Source organism: Shouchella oshimensis (genome assembly GCF_004375095.1).
GTDB lineage: Bacteria > Bacillota > Bacilli > Bacillales > Bacillaceae_D > Shouchella > Shouchella oshimensis.
The window spans coordinates 600,933-623,104 of record NZ_SNUX01000003.1; the positions used below are offsets into that span (position 1 = coordinate 600,933).

A 22,172-nucleotide genomic window follows, 5' to 3' on the forward strand; every position below is an offset into this window, starting at 1 on the left:
TCGTTATGATAAAAGGGATTATAGTTAAATGGAGTGAAGAAAAACAATGACAGAGAGAATCGTCAATGAATTTATTGAATTGGTTAAGGTTAGTTCTGAAACGAAACATGAAGCAGAAATAGCAGTTTTATTAAAAAAGAAATTTTCCGAATTAGGTTTGAAGGTGGAAGAAGATCAAGCACAAGAAAAAACGGGTCATGGTGCAAACAATTTAGTTTGTACATTACCTGGGACAAGCACGAAAGCGATTAAAACCATTTATTTCACATCGCATATGGATACGGTGGTTCCGGGGAAGAACATTCAACCAATCGTTGAAGACGGATACATACGAACAGATGGAACAACCATTCTTGGTGCAGACGATAAGGCTGGTATTGCCGCAATGCTAGAAGCCATTCGAGTCTTAAAAGAGCATGAAGTTGAGCATGGTGACATCCAATTTATTATTACTGTGGGGGAAGAATCAGGTTTGGTTGGGGCAAAAGCGCTTGACCAGAATTTGGTGCGTGCGGTTTATGGTTATGCACTAGATAGCGATGGGGAAGTGGGTGGCATGATAACGGCAGCGCCTTCTCAAGCGAAACTTGTAACGAAAGTGTTTGGAAAGACGGCCCACGCAGGTGTTGAGCCGGAAAAAGGCATTTCAGCCATTTCAGTAGCATCAAAAGCTGTCGCGCAGATGCCACTTGGTCGAATTGATAATGAAACAACTGCAAACATTGGTCGATTTGAAGGTGGTTCGCAAACGAATATTGTGTGTGACTATGTTGAAATTACTGCTGAAGCCCGTTCGTTAGAGAAAGCCAAACTTGAAAAGCAAGTGGAGGCAATGAAGCACGCATTTGAAAATGCCGCAAAAGAAATGGGCACATCATGTGAGGTTCACATTAATTATTCCTACCCAGGGTATAAAGAGACAAAGGATGCTGAAGTTGTTCGTATTGCACATGAAGCGATTCAAGCCCTTGGCTTAACACCGTCCATGCGGGCCAGTGGAGGCGGAAGTGATGCAAATGTTATTTCTGGTTTCGGAATTCCGACCATTAATTTATCCGTTGGTTACGAAAAAATCCACACGACAAACGAACGAATTGCTGTTCATTCCCTAGCGAAAATCGCTCAAGTTATTATAGAGATTGTGAAAACAACCGCAAAACACTAATGAAAACAAGCCGTTCACATATGTGGACGGCTTAAATCAAGTAATGGGCTTCATTCGCAAACTCCATGCACTCTAATATCTCTTCTTCCGGTATTCCAGTTGCGAGAGACAAATCGTTTATCGTAGGTGCACAATCATGCTTTACCCGATAATCGTGTAAATAGTGATTGATTTTGCTCATGTTTTCTTCATAATAGTATTTAGATGTTAAGTGTGTGTAAAAAAGCATTCTGACACCTCCAGTTGGTAGGAGGTCTTGCGAATGAATACTCCATTTTACCATTCTTTTAAAGAAAAGTATATAGATTGTCCCAAAAGGATAGATTTGAGAACGATTGGGGAGAAATTCATGTTCGAACTTAAGCATATTAATAAAAGTACAAGCTCTTTACCTGCTAGGCATGGACAAACAAAAAGCAACGGATCAGTGAGTCAGAAGGAACGCTTCCAAGAACAATTAAAGCAACAAAGTCTTAGTAACTTATTTGAAAAAATTGACCATTTAAAGACACAAGGAATGGATTTAGTTAATCAGCGTTCTTATGGAGCTTTGGCATCTTTTCGACGATCATTAGAAGACTGTTTAAAGCATGTATTAAATGATAGTTACCATGTGTCGGTAAGAACAAGTCATCAATTTGGTCAGTTTAAACAGCATCAACTCGTACACGTGGTAAATCAAGAAATGGATCTTTTGACAAAAGAATTATTTGATGAGCAAAAAACGAGTATGGATTTATTAAAAAGGGTAGGAAAGTTAGAGGGCATCTTGCTCGAAATTTATGTATAACGATGAGGAGGATGAAATGGAGCGTTATCTTTTCACGTATAAAACCTACCTTCCTGTTTCCTTAGAAGAGGCATGGGCGTTTTTTTCGGAGCCAGACAATTTAGCGCGTATACAAACTTTCCCGCCTGTACATGTATCACAAGAAGGAGGTTCCATTCTGGTTCGAGTTCCTTACACAGGAGGACGTATTCAGTTTAAAACGACTATTCTTTCAGAGGATGCGCCACATGAGTTTAAAGATAAAATGGAAAATCCGCCGTTTCCTTTTTCGTATTGGGAGCATACTCATCAATTTAGTAAAGGAAAAGACGGAACAATTATGATGGATCACATTTGGTTTTCGTCGGTAGTACCAGCTAGTTTAGCGGTAAAAGGGCTAAAATGGATGTTTAAAAGCCGAGAGAAGCAACTAACGAACTTATTTAAGTCTTAATGTTGGTGCATGTATTTGCTAATTAATTTTAAAATGGAACGTCTTGTTAATATTCCTGTAAATGCTTTTTGATCATCGACTACGCATAAAAAAGGATGATTAATCGATAGCGAGAGCGCTTTAGAGAATGTTGCTTCAGGACGGATGCACGGAACATCTTGATTCATACAATCGCCAACGGTTAACGTTGATAACCGATCAAGTTCAAAGTCATGTTCGCCTAATAAAGAATCCAATATTAATGATTTGCTAATCATGCCTCTTAAGTGAAAAGAAGAATCTAAAACGGGAATCGCTGTGTAGCCAGATTTGATCAGAACAAGTAATGCGTGTTGCAAAGGGTTGTTTAATTGGACATGTGCTACCTTGTCGGCAGATATAATTAATGGAGCAATTTCATTGTCTGTTAATAAACGATCTCGTAATGTTTGCATACATGTATCACTTCTTTGTGTTAGATTTTCATGTGCTCCTTATAATCGTAAACGCTCTTTTCGAGTCCGTCAAGATTAGTATCCTCTGAATGAGTGTAAAAATCCTTGGGTACAATAAAAAGAAAAAGGAGCGCGACCTTGCGATATGCACTCAAAACAAACAGTAAAGTATATTTGTGAGCAATACACGTCTGGATCGGTTTATTATTTTAAAATGGAATACATTACCCATGACAAGTGGAGTAATCTTCATTCTATTGAATGGTCTGCCCCAAGACCTATTCGGCGGGAAACATTTCTAAAAAGAAAAAGACAAGGGTACTTGTGCGAAATTTATCAGCGATCATCAGCGAAAGTGGTTCCTTTTCAGAAAAGATGAAAAGAAATTCGTTTAACGTAAATAGAGTGGAAAAGAAAAAGCGCATTCAATGAAGACGTTACGATGCCGTGAAACGGTACGAGGCTTCATGAATAGCGCTTTTTACTTATCCTTTAGAGGCGACTTTTAGTCAATCGATGTGAGTGTATCGTTAACATCAATTTCTCCATAACCATAATAAACATTAAAATCTCCGTCTCCTAACTGATTGGCATGACCTAAAATAAGGTTCCCAATTTCCTCATTTGTTAATGAGGGATTAGTGGAATGCACGAGTGCCGCTAGACCAGCAACATGTGGAGCGGCCATAGAAGTACCAGACAGTAAAATATATTGGTTTTCAAGATACGTACTTGGAATATGCTCACCAGGTGCCGAAACATCTACATAATCCCCGTAATTCGAGAAAAAAGAGCGGTTTTTATCTTGATTAACAGAAGCAACCGTGATGACCTGTGGATAGGCAGCAGGGTACATTTGATCATCTGTATTTTCATTACCGGAAGCGCTAATCAGTGTAACGCCTTGATCATAGGCATATTCAATGGCATCATACAAGACATCAGAGTGATAATAATCACCTAAACTCATATTAATCACATCAGCTCCATGATCGACCGCCCAATAGATACCTCTAGCGACAGAAAAAGAAGAACCTTCTCCATCCGTATTCAATACTTTAATAGGCATAATTTTACTCTGCCAAGAGACACCGGCAATTCCTTCAACATTGTTTGTTAATGCAGCAGCGATACCAGCAACATGCGTGCCATGTCCATTATCATCAATAGCGTTGGATGTATCATCAATTGCATTGTAGCCCTCCACTAATTTTCCTTGAAGGTCTGGGTGCTCTGGATCGACACCTGAATCGATTATTGCAATTGTCGTATCAGAACCATTGGCATAATTCCAACCCTCTTCAATGTCAATTTGTTCTAAATTCCACTGATAGGGTTTAAAAAATTCATCATTTGGTTCTACTTTCGTTTCTTGAATAACGGCTTTATTTACAAAAGAAAAATTGTGCTCAGCAAAGATCACGGCTTCGTCGTTCCTTAGCTTTTGAATATAGGCATCTTCTTCAATGGTTGATTGTAATACAACGTAAGGATGGTTTTCTTTTAGAACAGTATGATCGTTTTTACTGGCCCATTGTTCAACATTTGTATGAGGTGCTAGTTTGACAATGACTTCTTCAGCGACAATAGGGTTATCTTGACTCTTGGTGTGTGAATTAACGTAAATATTCCAATTTAAGCCTGGAACGGTTGTTGCTTGTTGGCCGTCTGGTAAGCTTGTTTGTTGATTGAAATCGACTTGAGCGTTTTCACCAGACATAAAGAGTGTTCCTTCACTATCAGCGATCATAGCATGCTTTGATAAAAAAGATTGAATAAATGCAAGGTTGATTTCGCTAATAACGGTGTTGCCAGATGTTAATGCCTTCTTTACCATAATGTAGGATTGATCTTCTTTTTGATAGGGCAGAGAATACTGAATGGCATTATAGGTGGTAGTAAAAACAGGTAGCTCGTCAAGATGTAAAGGAGAGCCTGCTTTTTCAATAACTTGACTCGTCCCATCAACAAGTGCAATTCCTTCAATAAAAGGATGCTGTTCAACTTCTTCTTCTAACTTTCTGTCAAGCTGTTCTCTCGTTGTCCATTCTTCTAAGCTTGTTGTAAACGAGTGAAACATCATATTGGTGGTAAGGGCAAGATCTTCTGCTTGTAGGTGGTCAATTGCTTCTTGTGAAACAGAAGCATTTGAACGGTCAGTGGATTGTTGATGGATGGATGCTCGGTGCATGTTTGGTGCTGGTTTAATGATTAACATGCTAATAATAAGCGCACTTACTAGCGCAATGGCCCATTTTTCAGAACGTCGTAACATAATGATTCTCCTTCTTTTCGTGTAGTTGCTTAAATTCTTTTTCGACTTGCGGTGTTATCCATTGAGATGGATAAACAAGGGCAATGTTTGCTGCTGTAAATAGGTTCTTAGACTCCTCTAGTGCTCTATATGTTTCATTCCCTTTAACCCCAACATGTCCAATTGCAATGGGGTATTCATGACGATCTGCGGTCTTAATAAAGGTGAGAAGCTGTTTTTTTACATAAAAGTAAGAGGACATAGAGTCATCAATGAAAAGGGTGCGTTTAAAGCAAGGCACATGATGTTGAGCTGCAATTTCTGGCATCAGTGACTTTGGTGTTGTTCCACTATCAAGCAAATAAAGTCCATTTCGTTGTGCAAACTGAACGATTAGTGTCACAATTCTTTTGTCTTCCATACCTTTTGAACCCATGTGATTATTTATTCCCTTTGCATGAGGAACACGTTCCAATGCTTGTTTCAATCGATGGTTAATGTCGTCATCACTTAAATCAGACGTGATGGCATTTGGTCCTAACCACGATTTTTTACCTACTTTTGGCTCTAGAGGTAAATGAATGATAACTTCTAACCCATGTTCAAATGCTACTTTATCTTGTTTTTGAGCCTGATCTAAAAAAGGCATAATAGCGGCAGTAATAGGGATCTCACCAGTTAAAAAATGTTCTACTCCTTTTACTTCTCCTCCGAAATCATCAATGATGATGGCGACTTGCTTGTCAGACGCTAATACAGGAGTTGCGCTGATAAGAAACGCCATAGTAAGCATGAAACAAGTTGAAAAAAAAGATTTGACCATTTCACTACTCCTTTTTGCTAATAGTTTGGCGCAAAAGCAGGTGCTTTCATGTTAGGAAGTAATAGGAAATTCACAAAAAAAACAACTAGGGTTAAAAACCCGTAGTTGTTTTTGTTATTTTCGAATATTAAAGGCAGCGTTAAGCTGTCCTCGTAGCATCTTTTCTCTAACTTCTTGTTTGCGGATTGCTTTTTGTTCCATACGTCGGATCTCGAATGTTTGCATACCATCTTCCATTTTGTTTGCAATATCAACTAATCGTTCAACGTCTAAAAAAGAATATTTTCGTGTGCCACCTTTGGATCGTTCCGGGAAAAGCAGTTTTCTTTCCTCATAATAACGAATTTTTCTCTCTGTTAAACCAGTTAGTTCACTAACCATCCCTATGGTAATGACCTTTTTATCTTTGTATGACAACCCTCTCCACCTCACAGTTGAGTTTACCCACGATTGTTGTGTAATAATATATCATAGCTAAGGGAATGGTGTGAATAAAATTGTAAGATTTTCTTACATAGTCCATCGATGAATTAATAATTGCTGATTTCAGGGAAAGTGTGTAGACTTAACTATATACAGATATAGGGGGAAGTATGGTGAGGAAACATAGATGGTTCATTGGCGTCATAGCAAGCATCTTAATTATTATTCTTGGTTTTGTTATTCAAGTTGAATACGGAGCGGATGAGTCTGAACGTGTCATCGTGGACTATACGCTGAATTTATACAGCGCGCCAGAATGTTATAATGAGGCTGGTTTTACAAATGATATAAGTGAAGCAACGTACGGAGAAGTTGAAGAAAGTGGCGAATTTTTACCTGAATCTTCATGCACTGCTGTTGCATTCCAAACGTCACGCGGTCCATTATGGTTCGCTTGGTTTATGAGCTAGTATTGTGTGTGTCAAAACAGTACATAAACACAACGGTTAAAGCGACTTTTCTCTTCAAATAGGAGAAGAAGGTCGCTTTTTCATTTGGTTAGCTGTGGCTTAACAAAAAGGATTATGATAATATGAGTAATTAAAACAGAGAGAAAAGTGGAGAGTGAGGAACGTAACGTGAAAGTAGCAAAATTTGGTGGCTCTTCAGTTGCCAACGCTGAACAAATTCGAAAAGTGGCCGCGATTATTCAAGCGGATGAAGACAGAAAGATTGTTGTTGTTTCTGCACCAGGAAAACGTAATAAAGAAGATGTAAAAACAACAGATTTATTGATTGAATTGGCGCAATATTGCATGGATGGAAATGAAGCTAAACAGGAACAATGGCTCGAAAAAGTTGTTGATCGCTATGCGCAGATGGTTTCTGATTTAGGTCTTGATGAAGCCACCACAATTGAGATTCGCACTGATTTAGTCAATCGTATCCAAGCACCATATAAAAATTCTCATCAATTAGTAGACTCACTAAAAGCAAGTGGGGAAGACAATAACGCAAAATTAATTGCTGCTTATTTTCATTCCATTGGCATGAATGCGTCTTATGTAAATCCAAAAGATGCTGGATTACTTGTCAGTGATGAGCCAGGGAATGCTCAAGTACTACCCATTGCCTATGAACGCTTACATCAGTTAAAAGAGCAAGAAGGTATTATTGTTTTTCCTGGATTTTTTGGCTTTTCTGAGAATGGTACACTCGTGACCTTTCCACGAGGCGGTTCCGATATTACCGGTGCTATCTTAGCGGCTGCTGTGAATGCTGATCTTTATGAAAATTTTACAGATGTTGATTCTGTATACGCAGCTAATCCAACGATTGTGGAAGATCCGTTTGAGATTAAGAAGATGACCTACCGAGAAATGCGTGAACTGTCTTATGCTGGTTTTAGTGTCTTTCATGACGAGGCTCTTATTCCAGCGTTTAGGAATGGCATTCCTGTTTGTGTTAAGAATACAAACAATCCTAAAAGTGAAGGCACATTGATTGTGGCAGAACGAGAAGTGTTTGATAACCCTGTTATCGGTATTGCTGCAGATGAAGGGTTTGCGACCATTTATGTGCGTAAGTATTTAATGAACCGCGAAGTAGGATTTGGAAGACGATTATTAGAAATTTTAGAGGATAGCTCGATTTCGTTTGAACATATTCCGACTGGCATTGATGATACGAGTGTTATTATTCGTGAAAGTCAACTGACAGAAGATGTGGAAAAACAAATAATTGACCGTATTAAAATAGAATTACAGGTGGATGATGTCCATATCGAACGCGGCTTTGCAATGGTGATGCTTGTTGGAGAGGGCATGCACAATTCAATTGGTGTTATTTCAAGAGCATCAGGCGCATTATCGAGAAGAAATGTGAACATAGAAATGATCAACCAAGGTTCTTCAGAAACAAGTCTAGTATTTGGCATTCATCAAGAAGATGCGAAAACGGCTGTTCAAGAGCTGTATCAAGAATTTTTTAGCACACGCGTTCTTGCCTAATAGAAAAGCGCTCTAAACGGAGACATTCGTTTAGAGCGCTTTTGTGTTATTCTTTCGAAGGTTGATGAAGCTTTTTGAGTTCTGTCTGAATGATTTCAAGTTGTTGTTCTAATCGTTTCATGTCTTCTACTGTAGCTGGTGCTTGATTCGTTTCTTTACCCTCATCTTCCTCTGAGTCATTCGCCTTTTCAACATTATTAACGATAACGCCAATAAAAAGGTTGAAAATAATAAACGTACCTACAAGTACAAAGGAAACAAAATAAATCCAAATCCATTGATTGTACGCCATTAAGGGACGCATAATACCACTTGACCAAGAATCCAACGTGACGATTTGGAACAAGGTGAGAATGGTCCTTTGTAAATTTCCGAAGTATTCAGGTGCAATTCCACTGAACAACATCGTTCCGATGACCGCAAAGATGTATAGAAAGATCCCCATTAAAAACAGGATATTTCCAAGTGACGGAATGGTCATAACAAGAGCATCCACTAATCGACGAAGAGAAGGAATGACGGAGATGGCGCGTAACACCCGTAACACTCGAAGGACTCGAAGAACGGTAACGAAATGGCCACCAGTAAACAAATGTCCAGCTAAAATAATGATGGTGTCAAACCAATTCCATCCATTCTTAAAGAACGAACGGACAGAAGTTGAAAAAAAACGCAGCACAATTTCAATTGTAAAGAGCCACAATAAAAAACGATCGGCAAGATAAAAAAAGAATGAATAGTTTTCGTAGATGGAGTCGTATGTTTCGATTCCAACTAATATGGCATTTGCAATAATTAAAATAATAACAGTTGCTTGAAATGCTTTATGGTTTACGATGGTATGTAATCTCTTTCTCAAACGAAATGCCCCTCTCCATTTCCTTCAACTATCATAGCAAGAAAAAAGTTGAAGGAAAAGAAGAATCCATTGTAAGCTAAAGCGACAAAAGAAGAAAAGGAATTGTGGTAGCAAATGAAAACAATATGGATTACAGGTGCTTCAAGTGGATTAGGTGAAGCAGTGGTCAATGAATTAAAGAAAAATCATGTTCAGGTTGTTAAATTGGCAAGTCGTTATCAGAACTTAACAGAAACGGAACCGAACGTGTTTGAATGCAAACTTGATTTAAGCGACATTTCGTCTATTCATCATGCTGTTACTCAACTTGAAGAGGCAAATCTCATTCCAGATACCGTCATAAATAATGCTGGTATTGGACAGTTTGCTGAATCGTGGAAGATTGCCGAAGAAGACGTACAGCGGGTTTTCCAAGTCAATATCGTTGGTCTAATACAGTTTACGAATCGAGTCATTCCTTTAATGATCGCAAATGGGAACGGTCACATCGTTCAAGTTGCTTCTCAAGCAGGGAAAGTGGCAACTGCGAAAGCGAGTGTATATGCAGCGACAAAACATGCGTTAATTGGCTACTCCAATGGGCTAAGACTTGAATTAAAGTCGTATGGAATTGATCTATCTGTTATAAACCCAGGACCTATTCAAACACCTTTTTTGCAAAGTGCTGATAAAAGCGGTACGTATGGTGAAAAGATGAGCGCTCATTTATTGCAACCAGAGGAAGTAGCAAAACGAATCGTGAAAACGCTGAATACAAAAGAAAGGGAAATCGATTTGCCAAAGTATATGACAGTAATAGCGAAAGTGTATCAACTCGCACCGGCTATAGTAGAAAAATTAGGCAAACGTTTTTTTTATAAAAAATAATAAATTACTGTTTAAGTAAGAAAAATGAGAACATCTTTTAAAACGTCCAGTTCCTTCAAAAAGAGGCACTTTTGGCTTTTTCAATGAATAGCATAGGTTAGGAGTGAGGAAATGTAAGGTTGTATAGGGCCGTTACATTCCAGAAGGAGCTGGTATTCAGATGTGCGGGATTACAGGGTGGATTGATTGGCGGCGAGATTTAAGACGCGAGAAAAAAGAAATAGAGCAAATGGCAGCGACGTTAAACCGAAGAGGGCCTGATGCATTAGAGTCATGGACGGAAAAACAAGTAGCATTTGGTCATGCGCGCTTAATTGTTGTTGATCCTGCAGGTGGCATACAGCCAATGACGCGGACAGTTGCAGGGAAAACGTATACGATTGTCTATAACGGCGAACTGTACAATACAGAAGATATCCGAACAGAGTTACAACAATACAATCATACGTTTTTAGGGCATTCAGATACAGAAGTGTTATTGAAATCATATATACAATGGAAAGAAGCATGCTTACAAAAATTTAACGGTATTTTTGCCTTTGCCATTTGGGAACATGATACACAAACCTTATTTATGGCACGAGATCGAGTGGGTGTTAAGCCGCTATTTTATACGGTAAAAGACGGTTTTTTAGTGTTTGGCTCAGAATTAAAAAGTATATTGGCTCATCGAGACATTAAGCCGATTGTAGATCGTACGGGCTTGGCAGATATAATGGGGTTAGCGCCATCGCGATCGCCAGGAAATGGTATTTTTAAACATGTTCATGAGTTAAAACCAGCTCATTTTTTAGTTTATACAAAAGATGAGCTACGCTTGCGTCGTTATTGGCAACTCAAAAGTGAACAACATACCCATAATGTCAAAGAAACCGCCGCACATATCCGACAGCTGTTGGAAGATAGTGTTTCTAGACAGCTTTTTGCTGATGTTCCGGTTGGGATGTTTCTGTCAGGTGGGATTGATTCGAGTGCGTTAACAGCGATTGCTGCAAATCATTATAAACAGGAAGGAAAAGGGGCGATTGCCTCCTATTCTGTTGATTATGAAGAAAACGATAAATATTTTAAAGCAAGTGCCTTTCAGCCTAACGCAGATGGAGAATGGATTAAGAAAGTATCGAGTCACTGCCAAACGAATCATCGAAACTGTGTCATTCAGAACATCCAGCTTGCTGAGTTATTAAAAGAAGCCGTACTCGTTCGCGATACCCCAGGAATGGCAGATGTTGATTCTTCTTTGCTATGGTTTTGTAAAGAAATTAAAAAAGATGTAACGGTAGGCTTATCAGGTGAATGCGCCGATGAGATTTTTGGTGGGTATCCATGGTTTCATAAACCAGAGGTAATGAATATAGATGGGTTCCCGTGGATGAGATCCATAGACGAGCGTAATTTGTTGTTAAAAGATGATTGGAAGAAGAAGCTTGATTTAAAGAACTACGTCTATGAACGGTATAAAGAGACGATTAACGAGACGCCGAGGTTTTCAAACGATACAAAGGAAGAAGCAAGAAGACGTGAAATTTCGTATTTAAATATGATTTGGTTTATGACAAACTTACTCGATCGAAAAGATCGTATGAGTATGGGGGCATCGTTAGAAGTGCGAGTTCCCTTTTCTGATCACCGCTTAATTGAATATGTCTGGAATATTCCATGGGAGATGAAAATACATGGAGGTAGGGAAAAAGGCATTTTACGAAAAGCATTAGAAGGATTGTTGCCTGATGACGTGCTTTACCGTAAGAAAAGCCCGTATCCTAAAACACATCATCCAGATTATACAAATGCTGTAACGAAGGAAATTCAAGCGATTGCAGCTCAATCTGACTCGCCTTTATTTGATTTTATTGAACGTAAGGAATTAAAAAATATTGCCGATTCGGGTGGTTTTGATACAGGAAAGCCATATTTCGGTCAATTGATGGCAGGTCCACAGTTATTAGCACATTTCATCCAAATGGATTTCTGGCTTAAACACTACCAAATTAAAATTGAGGATGCGTAATAGAGAGGACCAGGAGTGTTTAAAAACCCCTGGTCTTGTTATAGTTCTTTTTTCAATCGATTTGCCCGTAGCCAGAGTCGATAACCGCCATAGACGAATAAAAGAAAGGCTAAGTAATAAAAAATGACAATCACTAATTGTTGAGGATCATTAAATAGTGTGTACCCAACTGTGGCAAATAAAATCATCGAAGGAACCTTACCTAACGAAGAAGCCACAATATAATGCATTGGTGGAACTCTGCTTAGAGCAGAATAGGTATTAACAAGAATGGAAGGAATTATGGGAATTAATCTCGTAATAAATATAGTCATAAACGCGTTTTTCTCAAATAAACTAGTTATTTTCGATGTAAGTTGGTAACGATGCATCATCTTAAGCCCTATGTCTTGATAACCGTACCGAATAAAGGTAAAAAAGAGTATAGAGGCAATGGAAGAGCCTAACCAAGTAACCAGACTACCAAGATATGGTCCGTATGCAGCTCCAATTAGTCCACCAATGAGTGGGTACGGAATAACAGGAAATAAAGAGAGTAAAGTGGCAATTAATGTAGTTAAAATAATGGATTGATCACCTAGCGTCTCAATGGCACTGAGAAAGTGATTTTGATACATAAAAACAAGTGTACCTAATCCCACTAAGAAGATGGATACGATGATTTTCTTTTTCATGCTTCACCTCATAGATTGATTCGTTCCTAGTGTAACAAAAGATAAGCTATAAAAGGAGATAGAGATGCGTTTAATTTTTGACACTATCTATGAAACTGTTAAACAGATTCCCGCTGGAGAAGTTGCTTCATACGGTCAAATTGCCCGATTAATTGATGCTCCCCGAAGCGCCCGGGTTGTTGGTTGGGCGATGCAAAAGGCACCAAAAGGAGTACCGGCACACCGTGTTGTGAAAAAAGATGGCAGTGTAAACGAAGGTATTTTATTTCAAGGCTCTTTTACCCAAAGAGAGCTTTTAGAAAGAGAAGGAGTCCGTTTTTATAAAGACGGTAGAGTTGTGATGGTATCACATAGTTGGAAATAACTAGGTGTTTTGAAATTTATAAATTTGGGTATGTAGAACAAGAAAACGTAAATTGAATTAGGGTGGATGAATGAAAAAAATTACAATCATAGGTGCTGGACCTGGTGGTTTAGCAACAGCATTATTACTAGCAGGTAAAGGGTATGAAGTAAAAGTTGTCGAAAAAGAAGCATATGTTGGGGGACGTACATCAAGCTTTGAGCAGAATGGCTTTACGTTTGATCGTGGGCCAACATTTTTTAGTATGCCGCACCTTTTAGAAGACTTGTTTGCACAAGTAGGTCGAAAACTATCTGATTATTTAACGCTCAAAGAAGTAGATCCTTTATACAAGTTACAATTTGATGATGTAGCGTTTGTTCCGCATCGGGACGAGGAACAAACGTATCGTGACATTGAACAGTTGTTTCCATCAAATGGAGCTGGGTATAGTCGCTTTATGAAAGAAACGCGAAAGAAAATGAATGCACTCATGCCACTCTTACAAAATAAGCACAATTCTCTCTTTGACTATACAAGATTACGAGCATTAAAAGCTTTGCCTAGCTTGTCGTTAGGAAAAACGCTTTACGATGAATTAAGTAAGTATTTTACAGATGAACGCTTAAAGCTATCGTTTACGTTTCAGTCCAAGTATTTAGGGATGTCTCCATGGGAATGCCCTGGAGCATTTAGTATATTGTCGTTTATGGAACATGAGTATGGAATTTACCATCCAATAGGTGGAGTCAACCAAATTACAAAAGCTCTCGCAAGAGCTTTTACGGAACTAGGTGGGACAATTGAATTAAATCGCCCAGTCAAAACTATTATCGTCAAAGAGGGGCGCATTCACGGCATAATCTATGAAGATGGTGAGAAGGAACAGACAGATGAACTTGTGATTAACGCTGATTTTGCTTACGCTATGAGTGAGCTGGTGGAAGAAAAGCATTTAAAAAAATATACGCGAAAAAAGCTTGAAAAGAAAAACTACTCTTGCTCTACGTTTATGATTTATGCCAATGTGGAAAAAGTGTATCAGGAGCATCATCATACGGTTTTGTTTGCGAGTGACTATCGGAAAAATGTTGAAGAAATAACGGGGTCAAAAACATTATCAGCTGATCCATCTATTTATATCCATAACCCGATTGTGACAGATCCAACACTTGCACCGGAAGGGAAATCACCCCTTTACTTGTTAGCGCCAGTTCCAAATAACTTTAGTAAGCTTGATTGGGAAGAGAAAAAGGATACGTTTGCGGAGCTGGTGTTTGATCAAATTGAGAAAAAATCTGGTTTCAAAGATTTAAGACGTCATATTTCGTCCTACTCAATACTAACACCGAATGATTGGGAGCAACGTTTTAATGTGTACAAAGGCGCAACGTTTAACCTTTCTCATAACTTAGGGCAAATGATGTATTTTAGACCACACAATCAATTTGAAGAAATAGAGAATTGTTGGTTAACAGGCGGTGGCACTCACCCAGGAAGTGGACTACCTACGATTTTAGCGTCAGCAACCATTACAGCAGATGGTATTTTCAAAAAGGATAAGAAAGGAATTCTTATACAATGAAATCAATCGTTGTTGGCAGTGGAATAGGTGGTTTAGTATCGGCTTTATATTTAAGTCAGGATGGAGATGACGTGATTGTTCTTGAGAAGAATGATTATATTGGGGGGCGATTAACGTTTCATACTCATGGATCATTTAAAGTAGATCAAGGTCCAACCATTGTTCTTTTACCGGAGATGATTACGTCTATTTTAGAAGAGGCAGGTATGGATACCCAAGGGCTAGATTTTATTGACATCGACCCCCTTTATAAGATGAGTTTTCCTGACGGGACAGATTTCTGGAAATACCGTGACCTTAAAAAGCAAGAAGAAGAAATAAAACAAGTATTTCCTGGTGAAGAGGGGCAATTTCCTCAGTTTATGAAGTCGATGGAACATCACTTTACAAAAGGAAAAGCTGCATTCTTAGATAAGAGCTTTAATCGAAAAAAAGATTTCTACACGGTGACGAACTTAAAAACGCTATATGAGTTAAAAGCCTATCAATCTGTAGACAAAATGATTCGTCAGTTTTTTACACATAAACGGCTACAAAATGCATACAAGCTTCAATCTCTTTATATAGGTGGGAACCCTACTAATTCGTCTGCCCTATATTCACTTGTATCTTATAGTGAGCACGCCCACGGGATTTGGTATTTACGAGGTGGTTATGCTTCTTTAATAGAGGAAATAGTGGAAGAGCTTAACAACCGAGGAGTTGAATTCGTATTAAATGCCGAGGTAAATGAAGTGCTTTACGAAGGTAGTGTTGTTAAAGGAGTTAAAGTTGACGAGACGGTTTATCAAGGTGATCGTTTTATTATGAACATGGATTTCCCTATAGCAGAAGCTCTCGTTGAACGAAAACCGGTTAAGAAGAAGTATGTTCCCTCTTCAGGTTGTTTGCTTCTCTATGTCGGCTTAAAGAAAATATATAAAGAAAACCCTATGCATCAATTTTTAATGTCTGACGATTTTGATCAGCATATGAACGATGTTTTTTATTCACGGGAATTGTCGACACTACCGTCGATTTATGCTTTTCACCCATCGGTTCTCGATGAATCATTAGCTCCAGCAGGAAAAGGCGTCCTTTATGCGTTAGTACCTGTACCAGCAAAAATGACAGATGACCAGTGCAACGAATTGGTAGACATTGTGCTAAATGAACTAGAGCAGCGTGCGTTTCCAGAGCTGAGAAGCCAAATGGAATGGCTTGATATTCGTACTCCTCATGATGCAAAAAAAGCTGGTCTATTTGAAGGAGGAAGCTTTGGACTTGCACCAACTGTTACACAATCAGCTGTATTTAGGCCGCAATACCAACCATTTAAAGCAAAAAACATCTACGCTGTTGGTGCTTCTACCCATCCAGGGGGTGGCATACCCATTGTTATGCAAGGCGCAAAATTGTTAGCGAATGAACTTCTTCAAACGCCAATAAAGGCTATGACGAGTAGATGAAACATGGAGGAGATGCTATGAATACAAAGGATGCTTATGAAATATGCCATACCATTATTAAACAGCATTCTAAAACATTTGCTAAAGCCTTTAGTACGTTACCTCAGAAAAAAAGGCAAGCTGTGTGGGCGATTTACGCTTTCTGTCGGACAGTTGATGATATAGTTGATGAAGGGCAATCCCCTTCAAGTGAGCTGGAGCAATTCGAAGATCAATTCAACCGGTTTATACGAAAGGAACTACCTTTAACAGACCCTAAATGGATTGCATTAGACGACGTTTTTCAACGGTTTGACATGGATGCAACCCCTTTCTTTGATATGATCAAGGGACAGCGAATGGATTTATATGTAAAACGGTACGAAACGTTAGAGGAAGTAGAACAATATTCGTATCACGTTGCGAGTACAGTTGGGTTGATGCTTTTACCTGTTCTAGCTCCTAGCAACCATCAGCAATTGCATAATAGTGCGATTGCGTTAGGGAAAGCGATGCAGCTTACGAATATACTTCGAGATATTGGCGAAGATTTAAACCGGGATCGTGTATATTTACCGAAAGCTGTAATGGATGCATACGGTGTAGCAGAAAAAGATCTACTGATTGGAGAGCAAGGAACAGCGTTTATTAACATGTGGGAGCACATTGCTGCGCGGGCAGAAAATTTTTATCAAGAGGCATTTATCGATATGCATCTCTATCCAGTTGACGCAAGACTTCCTGTTCAGGGAGCAGGGATGATGTATCGTGCAATTTTAAAAGCGGTACGGTTAAATCAGTACAATGTGTTCTCTCAAAAATCATTTGTCACAAAAGGTGAAAAAGAAATGATTTTAAATGAGCTAAAAGCGTAAGTGATTCTGTAAGACTATAGAGGAAAGACAAACCGCGGTATTCTCCCTTCAAAGTGGGCACTTTGTTAACACAACACGCAACCACTTTGGAGGGACTTTATGTTTCGAAACATTTGTTCTGTAAAAGGTTAGTTCCAGTTTGTGAAAAGAAGTTTTAAAAGTTTGAATAATGAGGAAGGAAAGTGGATGTAGATGAAAGAAGAAGAACGAATATTAAAGGGTCAATTATTTTCTCCAGCAAACGAAGAGTTACAAGCAATTAAATTACGTTCTCACAAGCTCAGTAATAGGTATACTCAATTGCCAGAAGAAAATCGAGAAGAACGAAATAAGATTTTAAATGAACTAGTAGGGAGTATAGGAGAGAATAGCTTCATTTTAGGTCCTGTATTTTTTCATTATGGTATCCACACCACTATTGGGAAGCATTTTTTTGGTAACTATAATTTGACGATACAAGATGATGCGCTTGTAACAATTGGTGATTACGTCAGTTTTGGACCAAACGTAACAATTGTTACGCCTATTCATCCACTAATTGCTTCAGAGCGTAGGCAAATGATTCACGCTAATGGAGAGTCAAAAGCTTTGTGCTATGCAAAGCCTGTTTCGATTGAGAATGATGTTTGGTTAGGGGCAAATGTGACTGTCTGCGGTGGCGTCACTATTGGAGAAGGTTCTGTGATTGGAGCTGGTAGTGTCGTGACGAGGGATATTCCTGCTCACTCACTTGCTGCTGGTGTTCCATGCAAAGTGATTCGTACGATAACGGATGCAGATAGTATGATGTATAAGCCTGAAATTCTTGGTGGCTGTCAGGTGCTGAAATAAGACCTGGTTCGGTTTGATCGATGTTTCTATAAGGCGTAGTACATGAAAAGGTTGTGTAACGACGCAATGAAAGAGCCAGCCAACTGTCTTAATACGTTGGCCGGCTACATGAGCCTAAATCGTTATTTTAGGTTTTTTTTCATGAGGTTAGCTGCATTTCGTCCACTTTGTACGACCATTGGTGACCCTCCGCCTGGGTGAGTAGAACCACCAGCAAAGTATAAATTTTTTATATCTTTTCCTTTCGTAGCAGGACGGTTAAACGCTTGCGAAAGAGAATGAGAGGTGTAACCGTACAGTCCACCAAAATAAGAGTGGAATTCTTCGGAAAGTTGTAGAGGTGTAATAACAAGGTCGTCAATAACAAACTCTTTAATAAAAACACCTTTTTTCTCTAACTGCTTATACACCCAATTTTTTAAGTCTTCTTTATCAACGTATCGGTTCTCGTTTGTTAACGACGGGGCGTTGACAAGAATAAATAGATTATCCCCTCCAGTATTGGCGACTGCAGTCGTATCTACTGTAGAAGAGTTACTTATGTATACGGTTGGGTCCTTTGGATATGACTTGTTGGAAAAGAGATCTTCGAATTCCTTTTCGTAATCATTGCTAAAGTAAACTTGATGGTAATGATTTGCGGCGGTTTTCCGGTTCGTAGCAGCTAAAATGACAAATGCAGAACTAGTAGGTTCTTTTACGTGTCGGTCCTCTGTAAACGAAGGGCGATAAGCTTTGGCGACAAGCCTAGGATAAACCGTTAAGTAATCACCATTTAACAAATAGCTATCATAGTGTAGCTTCTCGTAGCTTTTAGTCGATAAAGACGTGATCGTTTGCTTTTCATTAACATGTAGCTGTGTTACTTCTTCGTTAAAATGAAAAGTTACGCCTAATTCCTGCGCTCGTTTGTGAAATGCTTCGGCTATTGTCGGATTGCCGCCTGGAACGTAGTACACACCGTCCACATATTCCAAATACCCAATCATCGCGAATGTAGCCGGCGTTAAATACGGCGAAGAACCAATGTATGTAGCATAGCGATCAAGCATTTGGACGATCCGTTTATCTGTAAAAAAGGATTGATGAAAGTCGTGCATCGTTGTTAGTGGCTTTACAGCTGAGATTGAGCGAAGCAGTCGAAGTGAAGCGTACTCCTGCAGGCTAGAGAACGTTCGCGGAAAAAATTCATTCACAGCATGTGTATATAACTTCGTGATACTCTTCACGTAGGTATCATAGTGGTTCGCACGAATGCCAAATGTAGCAAGCTGTGCAACCATACTTTCGCGATCACTTGAAGAGAGGAAAGTGGAACCATCAGCAAAATAATTCATCGTATGGCTTTCTAATTTCTTAAATTGAACATAATCGTCTGGATTTGCTCCGCTTACGGTAAAGATTTCTTTGAACACATCTGGCATTGTTAGCGTGTTTGGTCCGAAATCAAACCGAGCGCCTCCAACGTGATATCGTTTCATCTTTCCTCCAGGGTAAGAGTGTTTTTCAAACACATCCACTTTATAACCAGAGGAGGCAAGTAGAACAGCAGCAGCAAGCCCCCCTAATCCAGAGCCGATAATAGCAATTGACTTCATTTATACACTCTCCCTTTCCATGTATAGCCAGCTCGTTTTGAACGTATCATTGAATAAAACAATAGACTCATAAGACTTAAAGCAGAGAATGGTACGAGCAAGCTTATGACGAGTCGTTGTTTGGCTTGAGCGTTTATCCAAATCATTATTAAGACCGTAAGCACGTACGGAAAAATAAACTGGAATTGCAAGGTTAACAGACCGTATAGTGCTAAAAAGAACGGTGTGACAAAAGCAATGAGATAAAATAGTAGTAAACAATAACCCAAGATGTAAGAACGACCAATACCAGGGAAGCTATTCTTCGAAAACCCTTCCCACACCTCGCTATTCGTTTCATACATTACACATGATGCCACTCCTGTATTGTTGACGAGCCGCGTAGGGAAACCTGCTTCCTTACAGTTGCGCATGAGCTGAATATCTTCTATCAAAGAATGATAAATTTCTTTGTGTCCACCTATCGCTTCATAACAAGCACGTGAAAAAAACAAGAAAGATCCATGTGCAGCCGACGCCATAGGCATACGAGTATAATTTGCTAAAAAAAGAGGGAGATGCAAATAAATAATGACATGCTGCATTGGTACAAGAAGCTGACATAACCAAGCCGTTCCTTTAACAGGGAATTTAGGGAATCCTGAAACAAGGCCAAGCTGTTTTGGACGAGCTTGCTGAAGTAAAGCTTCAATTGTATGTGGTTGAATCATAATATCTGCATCTAAAAAGAAAAAATAATGCCCGTTTGCATGACAACTCAATTGGTGGCAAGCATGTACTTTTCCAACCCACTTAGCAGGTAGTTCTTTGCCTTCTATTATGGAAGCATTCGGTAAGAGATGAATCTTTTCCTCTAAACGCAAGCGTGTGTCATCCGTAGATTGGTCATTTAGGAAGAGAAACTCCACGTGTTGGTAAGTCAGCTGAGATAGGCTATGGATAAGCGGTGCCACATTCTTTTCTTCATTCCGCATCGGGATAAGAATGGAGACAAGGTCTTGTTCTTGTGCGTTCTCCTCCACAGGTCTCTGTCGTAATCGAGGCATAAAAAAAGAGTTAACAAGCACCCAAACAAGGATGAAACCTAAGCCAACGTTAAGAATATTGATCATATTTGTCGCCTCTTTGTTTAAACAAATTTAATGAAGTACTGTATAACGGGAGTAATCGTTTTGAATAATTGCCTCCCGCTGTTTGTCGAGTTGAGAAGTAAGTAGTTTTTCCACTTGTATCGTTTTCTCCTGTTTTGAGCCTTGAAAGCTTGTTACTGGCTGACTAGAGCCGATATGAATGAACACATTAGGTTTACGCTTGTTTGCAAAAAAATACGATAGGGTGACAGGTATTATGGCTGTTTGTGAAGGTGCATGTTCGCCAAGCCAGCCAATGCCATTTAAAAAGTCTAGCGGCCGTTTTTCTAATGCTTGCTCTTCTCCTTGAGGAAAGAGCCAAACGGCATGACAATTCTGTAATTGCTCCTTTGCATAGTGTAGTGAAGTCATCATTTCTTTAGGTTTTGAAGGGTTGATTGAAAAAGCTCCAAAGTAACGGAAAAATGAGTATGCCTTTAGACCTTTTTCTGACATCATCATAAAAAGGGGTTGCGTGATCTGTTTCTTTGTAAGAAGAAGTGCAAGCATTCCGTCCCACCAACTAGAGTGATTAGCAATAATTAAACTAGGCTGATTGGGAGAGATCTCCTGATCCACTCGAACATAGATGTTTGCAAAAGACCGTTTTGCTAAAAACACGCGTACATAAAAACGAAAAAGGGTAAGGGCAACTGTGTTTCGCTTTGCTCTAATCATTGACTCCTCCTAGTGCGTTTATACACCCATACTAACGCACTCATTAACACGATCGTAAGGAGAGGTGCAAAAAAGATGTTGTTGATAAAGGCAATGATGCTAAACATAGCGATCATTAAGATGTAGAGCAGCACCATCCGAGAGTGCCAATAAGGATGATAGCTCTTGGTGCGTTTTAAATACCGTACACCAAGCCATAGCAATGCATGTAATGTGAGGGCAATAAAAAACCATCCGACGAAATTTGAGAAAGGAATACCGTAGTACAAACCATCTCCGTGCCACACCCAATACTGCTTAACGTTCGCGGCAACAGGATCAAGTATTAAGTCCATGATCACCGCGGCGAGTGCGCCAACAATGGCGTAGATTATCCATTGGAAAAAAGGCTGCTTCACTACAAGAGCCATTGGCTTTACTAATGCGTGTGTGGTTGCAATGACCATTAGCCAGGCGGTGCCTATAGTTAATGGTATGTCTGCTATGTATAGACCGAAATCTGGGTTATAAAAATAATGACCAAAGAAAAGCCCGTATTGGACACCTAAATATTCAACTAGAATGGTAGAAAAGAATACAAAAAAGCTAAACAAAAGTCCGAAAATCTTATACTCATGGTAGAAATAAAAACCACCCAAAACGCCAGCTGCAATCAAAAAGACAGCATTTGCCCATTCTAGCCATGAAGGCAACAAATTAAATCCAACTAAAAGAACACCACAACTATACCAAAGAATAAAAAAACGAAACAGAATACGATCTACAATAAAAATCAACCTCCAACGATATAATTGGTTTACCTTAGTGTATTCCCGTACCACTAGAATTACAAACGTTAAGCAATGTCGCCTTCTTGAACCGGTTGTTTAATGTAGCAAAAACCGGGAATAGTATAGATTGACATAACTGCTTAAATCAACGTAAAATACGATTTTATGAGGGTGAAGGCCCCATTGATAAAGG

At 39.1% G+C, this 22,172-nt stretch carries 24 protein-coding genes; 13 read left to right on the top strand and 11 right to left on the bottom strand.

Going from position 1 to position 22,172, the window contains the following annotated elements:
• Positions 1–46 precede the first annotated feature (46 nt).
• The gene (locus tag E2L03_RS13995) at positions 47–1,165 is read left to right on the top strand and encodes a M20/M25/M40 family metallo-hydrolase (RefSeq protein ID WP_038479113.1); all 1,119 of its coding nucleotides are present in this window, start codon (positions 47–49) and stop codon (positions 1,163–1,165) included.
• A 31-nt stretch (positions 1,166–1,196) separates the two neighbouring features.
• Here the strand turns inward: E2L03_RS13995 and E2L03_RS14000 are convergent, their stop codons facing one another.
• Positions 1,197–1,394 carry a hypothetical protein gene (locus E2L03_RS14000; RefSeq protein WP_038479116.1) on the bottom strand — a complete coding sequence of 66 codons (198 nt, stop codon included), beginning with the start codon at positions 1,392–1,394 and terminating at the stop codon, positions 1,197–1,199.
• 120 nt (positions 1,395–1,514) lie between these two features.
• Here E2L03_RS14000 and E2L03_RS14005 point away from each other — a divergent pair, with 120 nt between their 5' ends.
• A complete protein-coding gene (locus tag E2L03_RS14005) occupies positions 1,515–1,955 on the top strand; it encodes a DUF327 family protein (protein ID WP_166740315.1) in 441 nt (146 codons plus the stop codon).
• Positions 1,956–1,971: 16 nt separating this feature from the next.
• Entirely contained in the window at positions 1,972–2,388 is a 417-nt protein-coding gene (locus E2L03_RS14010) for an SRPBCC family protein (protein WP_038479122.1), read from the top strand.
• Here E2L03_RS14010 and cbpB read toward each other — a convergent pair.
• Positions 2,385–2,822: a cyclic-di-AMP-binding protein CbpB gene (gene cbpB, locus E2L03_RS14015; RefSeq protein ID WP_035394123.1), complete on the bottom strand. Its 438-nt coding sequence runs from the start codon at positions 2,820–2,822 to the stop codon at positions 2,385–2,387. The genes E2L03_RS14010 and cbpB overlap by 4 nt on opposite strands.
• A gap of 145 nt (positions 2,823–2,967) precedes the next feature.
• Between cbpB and E2L03_RS14020 the strand changes: the two genes are divergently transcribed.
• Entirely contained in the window at positions 2,968–3,201 is a 234-nt protein-coding gene (locus tag E2L03_RS14020) for a hypothetical protein (RefSeq protein WP_134259426.1), read from the top strand.
• Positions 3,202–3,327: 126 nt separating this feature from the next.
• On the opposite strand, the gene E2L03_RS14025 is transcribed toward E2L03_RS14020, so the two are convergent.
• The 3 genes from E2L03_RS14025 to E2L03_RS14035 form a co-directional block, all read right to left on the bottom strand.
• A complete protein-coding gene (locus E2L03_RS14025; protein ID WP_134259428.1) occupies positions 3,328–5,097 on the bottom strand; it encodes a S8 family peptidase in 1,770 nt (589 codons plus the stop codon).
• A complete protein-coding gene (locus E2L03_RS14030) occupies positions 5,081–5,899 on the bottom strand; it encodes a divergent polysaccharide deacetylase family protein (protein WP_038479128.1) in 819 nt (272 codons plus the stop codon). Before E2L03_RS14030 ends, E2L03_RS14025 begins: the two co-directional genes overlap by 17 nt.
• Before the next feature lie 114 nt (positions 5,900–6,013).
• Positions 6,014–6,316 carry a MerR family transcriptional regulator gene (locus tag E2L03_RS14035; protein WP_035394121.1) on the bottom strand — a complete coding sequence of 101 codons (303 nt, stop codon included), beginning with the start codon at positions 6,314–6,316 and terminating at the stop codon, positions 6,014–6,016.
• A 179-nt stretch (positions 6,317–6,495) separates the two neighbouring features.
• On the opposite strand from E2L03_RS14035, the gene E2L03_RS14040 reads away from it, so the two are divergent.
• Both E2L03_RS14040 and E2L03_RS14045 read left to right on the top strand, forming a co-directional pair.
• A complete protein-coding gene (locus E2L03_RS14040) occupies positions 6,496–6,792 on the top strand; it encodes a hypothetical protein (RefSeq protein ID WP_051667476.1) in 297 nt (98 codons plus the stop codon).
• Positions 6,793–6,960: 168 nt separating this feature from the next.
• Complete coding sequence (locus E2L03_RS14045; protein ID WP_038479134.1) at positions 6,961–8,331, top strand: aspartate kinase; 1,371 nt, start codon at positions 6,961–6,963, stop codon at positions 8,329–8,331.
• 46 nt (positions 8,332–8,377) lie between these two features.
• Here E2L03_RS14045 and E2L03_RS14050 read toward each other — a convergent pair whose 3' ends face one another.
• Positions 8,378–9,190 carry an ion transporter gene (locus tag E2L03_RS14050; RefSeq protein ID WP_038479137.1) on the bottom strand — a complete coding sequence of 271 codons (813 nt, stop codon included), beginning with the start codon at positions 9,188–9,190 and terminating at the stop codon, positions 8,378–8,380.
• Positions 9,191–9,304: 114 nt separating this feature from the next.
• Here E2L03_RS14050 and E2L03_RS14055 point away from each other — a divergent pair, with 114 nt between their 5' ends.
• Both E2L03_RS14055 and asnB read left to right on the top strand, forming a co-directional pair.
• Complete coding sequence (locus E2L03_RS14055) at positions 9,305–10,057, top strand: SDR family NAD(P)-dependent oxidoreductase (RefSeq protein WP_134259430.1); 753 nt, start codon at positions 9,305–9,307, stop codon at positions 10,055–10,057.
• 160 nt (positions 10,058–10,217) lie between these two features.
• Positions 10,218–12,068 carry an asparagine synthase (glutamine-hydrolyzing) gene (asnB, locus tag E2L03_RS14060; RefSeq protein WP_038479141.1) on the top strand — a complete coding sequence of 617 codons (1,851 nt, stop codon included), beginning with the start codon at positions 10,218–10,220 and terminating at the stop codon, positions 12,066–12,068.
• A 38-nt stretch (positions 12,069–12,106) separates the two neighbouring features.
• Here the strand turns inward: asnB and E2L03_RS14065 are convergent, their stop codons facing one another.
• A complete protein-coding gene (locus E2L03_RS14065; RefSeq protein ID WP_038479144.1) occupies positions 12,107–12,742 on the bottom strand; it encodes a TVP38/TMEM64 family protein in 636 nt (211 codons plus the stop codon).
• A gap of 64 nt (positions 12,743–12,806) precedes the next feature.
• Here E2L03_RS14065 and E2L03_RS14070 point away from each other — a divergent pair, with 64 nt between their 5' ends.
• The 5 genes from E2L03_RS14070 (at position 12,807) to E2L03_RS14090 (ending at position 17,803) form a co-directional block, all read left to right on the top strand.
• Positions 12,807–13,106 carry an MGMT family protein gene (locus E2L03_RS14070; protein WP_038479147.1) on the top strand — a complete coding sequence of 100 codons (300 nt, stop codon included), beginning with the start codon at positions 12,807–12,809 and terminating at the stop codon, positions 13,104–13,106.
• 70 nt (positions 13,107–13,176) lie between these two features.
• Positions 13,177–14,670 (top strand): phytoene desaturase family protein, encoded by a 1,494-nt coding sequence (locus tag E2L03_RS14075; RefSeq protein ID WP_134259432.1) that lies wholly within the window; start codon positions 13,177–13,179, stop codon positions 14,668–14,670.
• Complete coding sequence (locus E2L03_RS14080; protein ID WP_038479153.1) at positions 14,667–16,118, top strand: phytoene desaturase family protein; 1,452 nt, start codon at positions 14,667–14,669, stop codon at positions 16,116–16,118. Before E2L03_RS14075 ends, E2L03_RS14080 begins: the two co-directional genes overlap by 4 nt.
• Positions 16,119–16,135: 17 nt before the next feature.
• Positions 16,136–16,972 (top strand): phytoene/squalene synthase family protein, encoded by an 837-nt coding sequence (locus tag E2L03_RS14085; protein WP_038479156.1) that lies wholly within the window; start codon positions 16,136–16,138, stop codon positions 16,970–16,972.
• Positions 16,973–17,164: 192 nt separating this feature from the next.
• Entirely contained in the window at positions 17,165–17,803 is a 639-nt protein-coding gene (locus E2L03_RS14090; protein WP_038479159.1) for a sugar O-acetyltransferase, read from the top strand.
• A gap of 122 nt (positions 17,804–17,925) precedes the next feature.
• Here E2L03_RS14090 and E2L03_RS14095 read toward each other — a convergent pair whose 3' ends face one another.
• Genes E2L03_RS14095 through E2L03_RS14110 form a run of 4 tightly spaced genes read right to left on the bottom strand, consistent with a single transcriptional unit; the run spans position 17,926 to position 21,985 of the window.
• Positions 17,926–19,401 carry a phytoene desaturase family protein gene (locus tag E2L03_RS14095; RefSeq protein WP_134259434.1) on the bottom strand — a complete coding sequence of 492 codons (1,476 nt, stop codon included), beginning with the start codon at positions 19,399–19,401 and terminating at the stop codon, positions 17,926–17,928.
• Positions 19,398–20,513 carry a glycosyltransferase family 2 protein gene (locus E2L03_RS14100; RefSeq protein WP_134259435.1) on the bottom strand — a complete coding sequence of 372 codons (1,116 nt, stop codon included), beginning with the start codon at positions 20,511–20,513 and terminating at the stop codon, positions 19,398–19,400. Before E2L03_RS14100 ends, E2L03_RS14095 begins: the two co-directional genes overlap by 4 nt.
• A 27-nt stretch (positions 20,514–20,540) precedes the next feature.
• Positions 20,541–21,209: a lysophospholipid acyltransferase family protein gene (locus E2L03_RS14105; RefSeq protein ID WP_038479166.1), complete on the bottom strand. Its 669-nt coding sequence runs from the start codon at positions 21,207–21,209 to the stop codon at positions 20,541–20,543.
• Positions 21,206–21,985, bottom strand: coding sequence for a carotenoid biosynthesis protein (locus E2L03_RS14110; RefSeq protein WP_166740316.1), 780 nt, complete (start codon positions 21,983–21,985; stop codon positions 21,206–21,208). The genes E2L03_RS14105 and E2L03_RS14110 overlap by 4 nt, the downstream gene beginning before the upstream one ends.
• Positions 21,986–22,172: the final 187 nt, after the last annotated feature.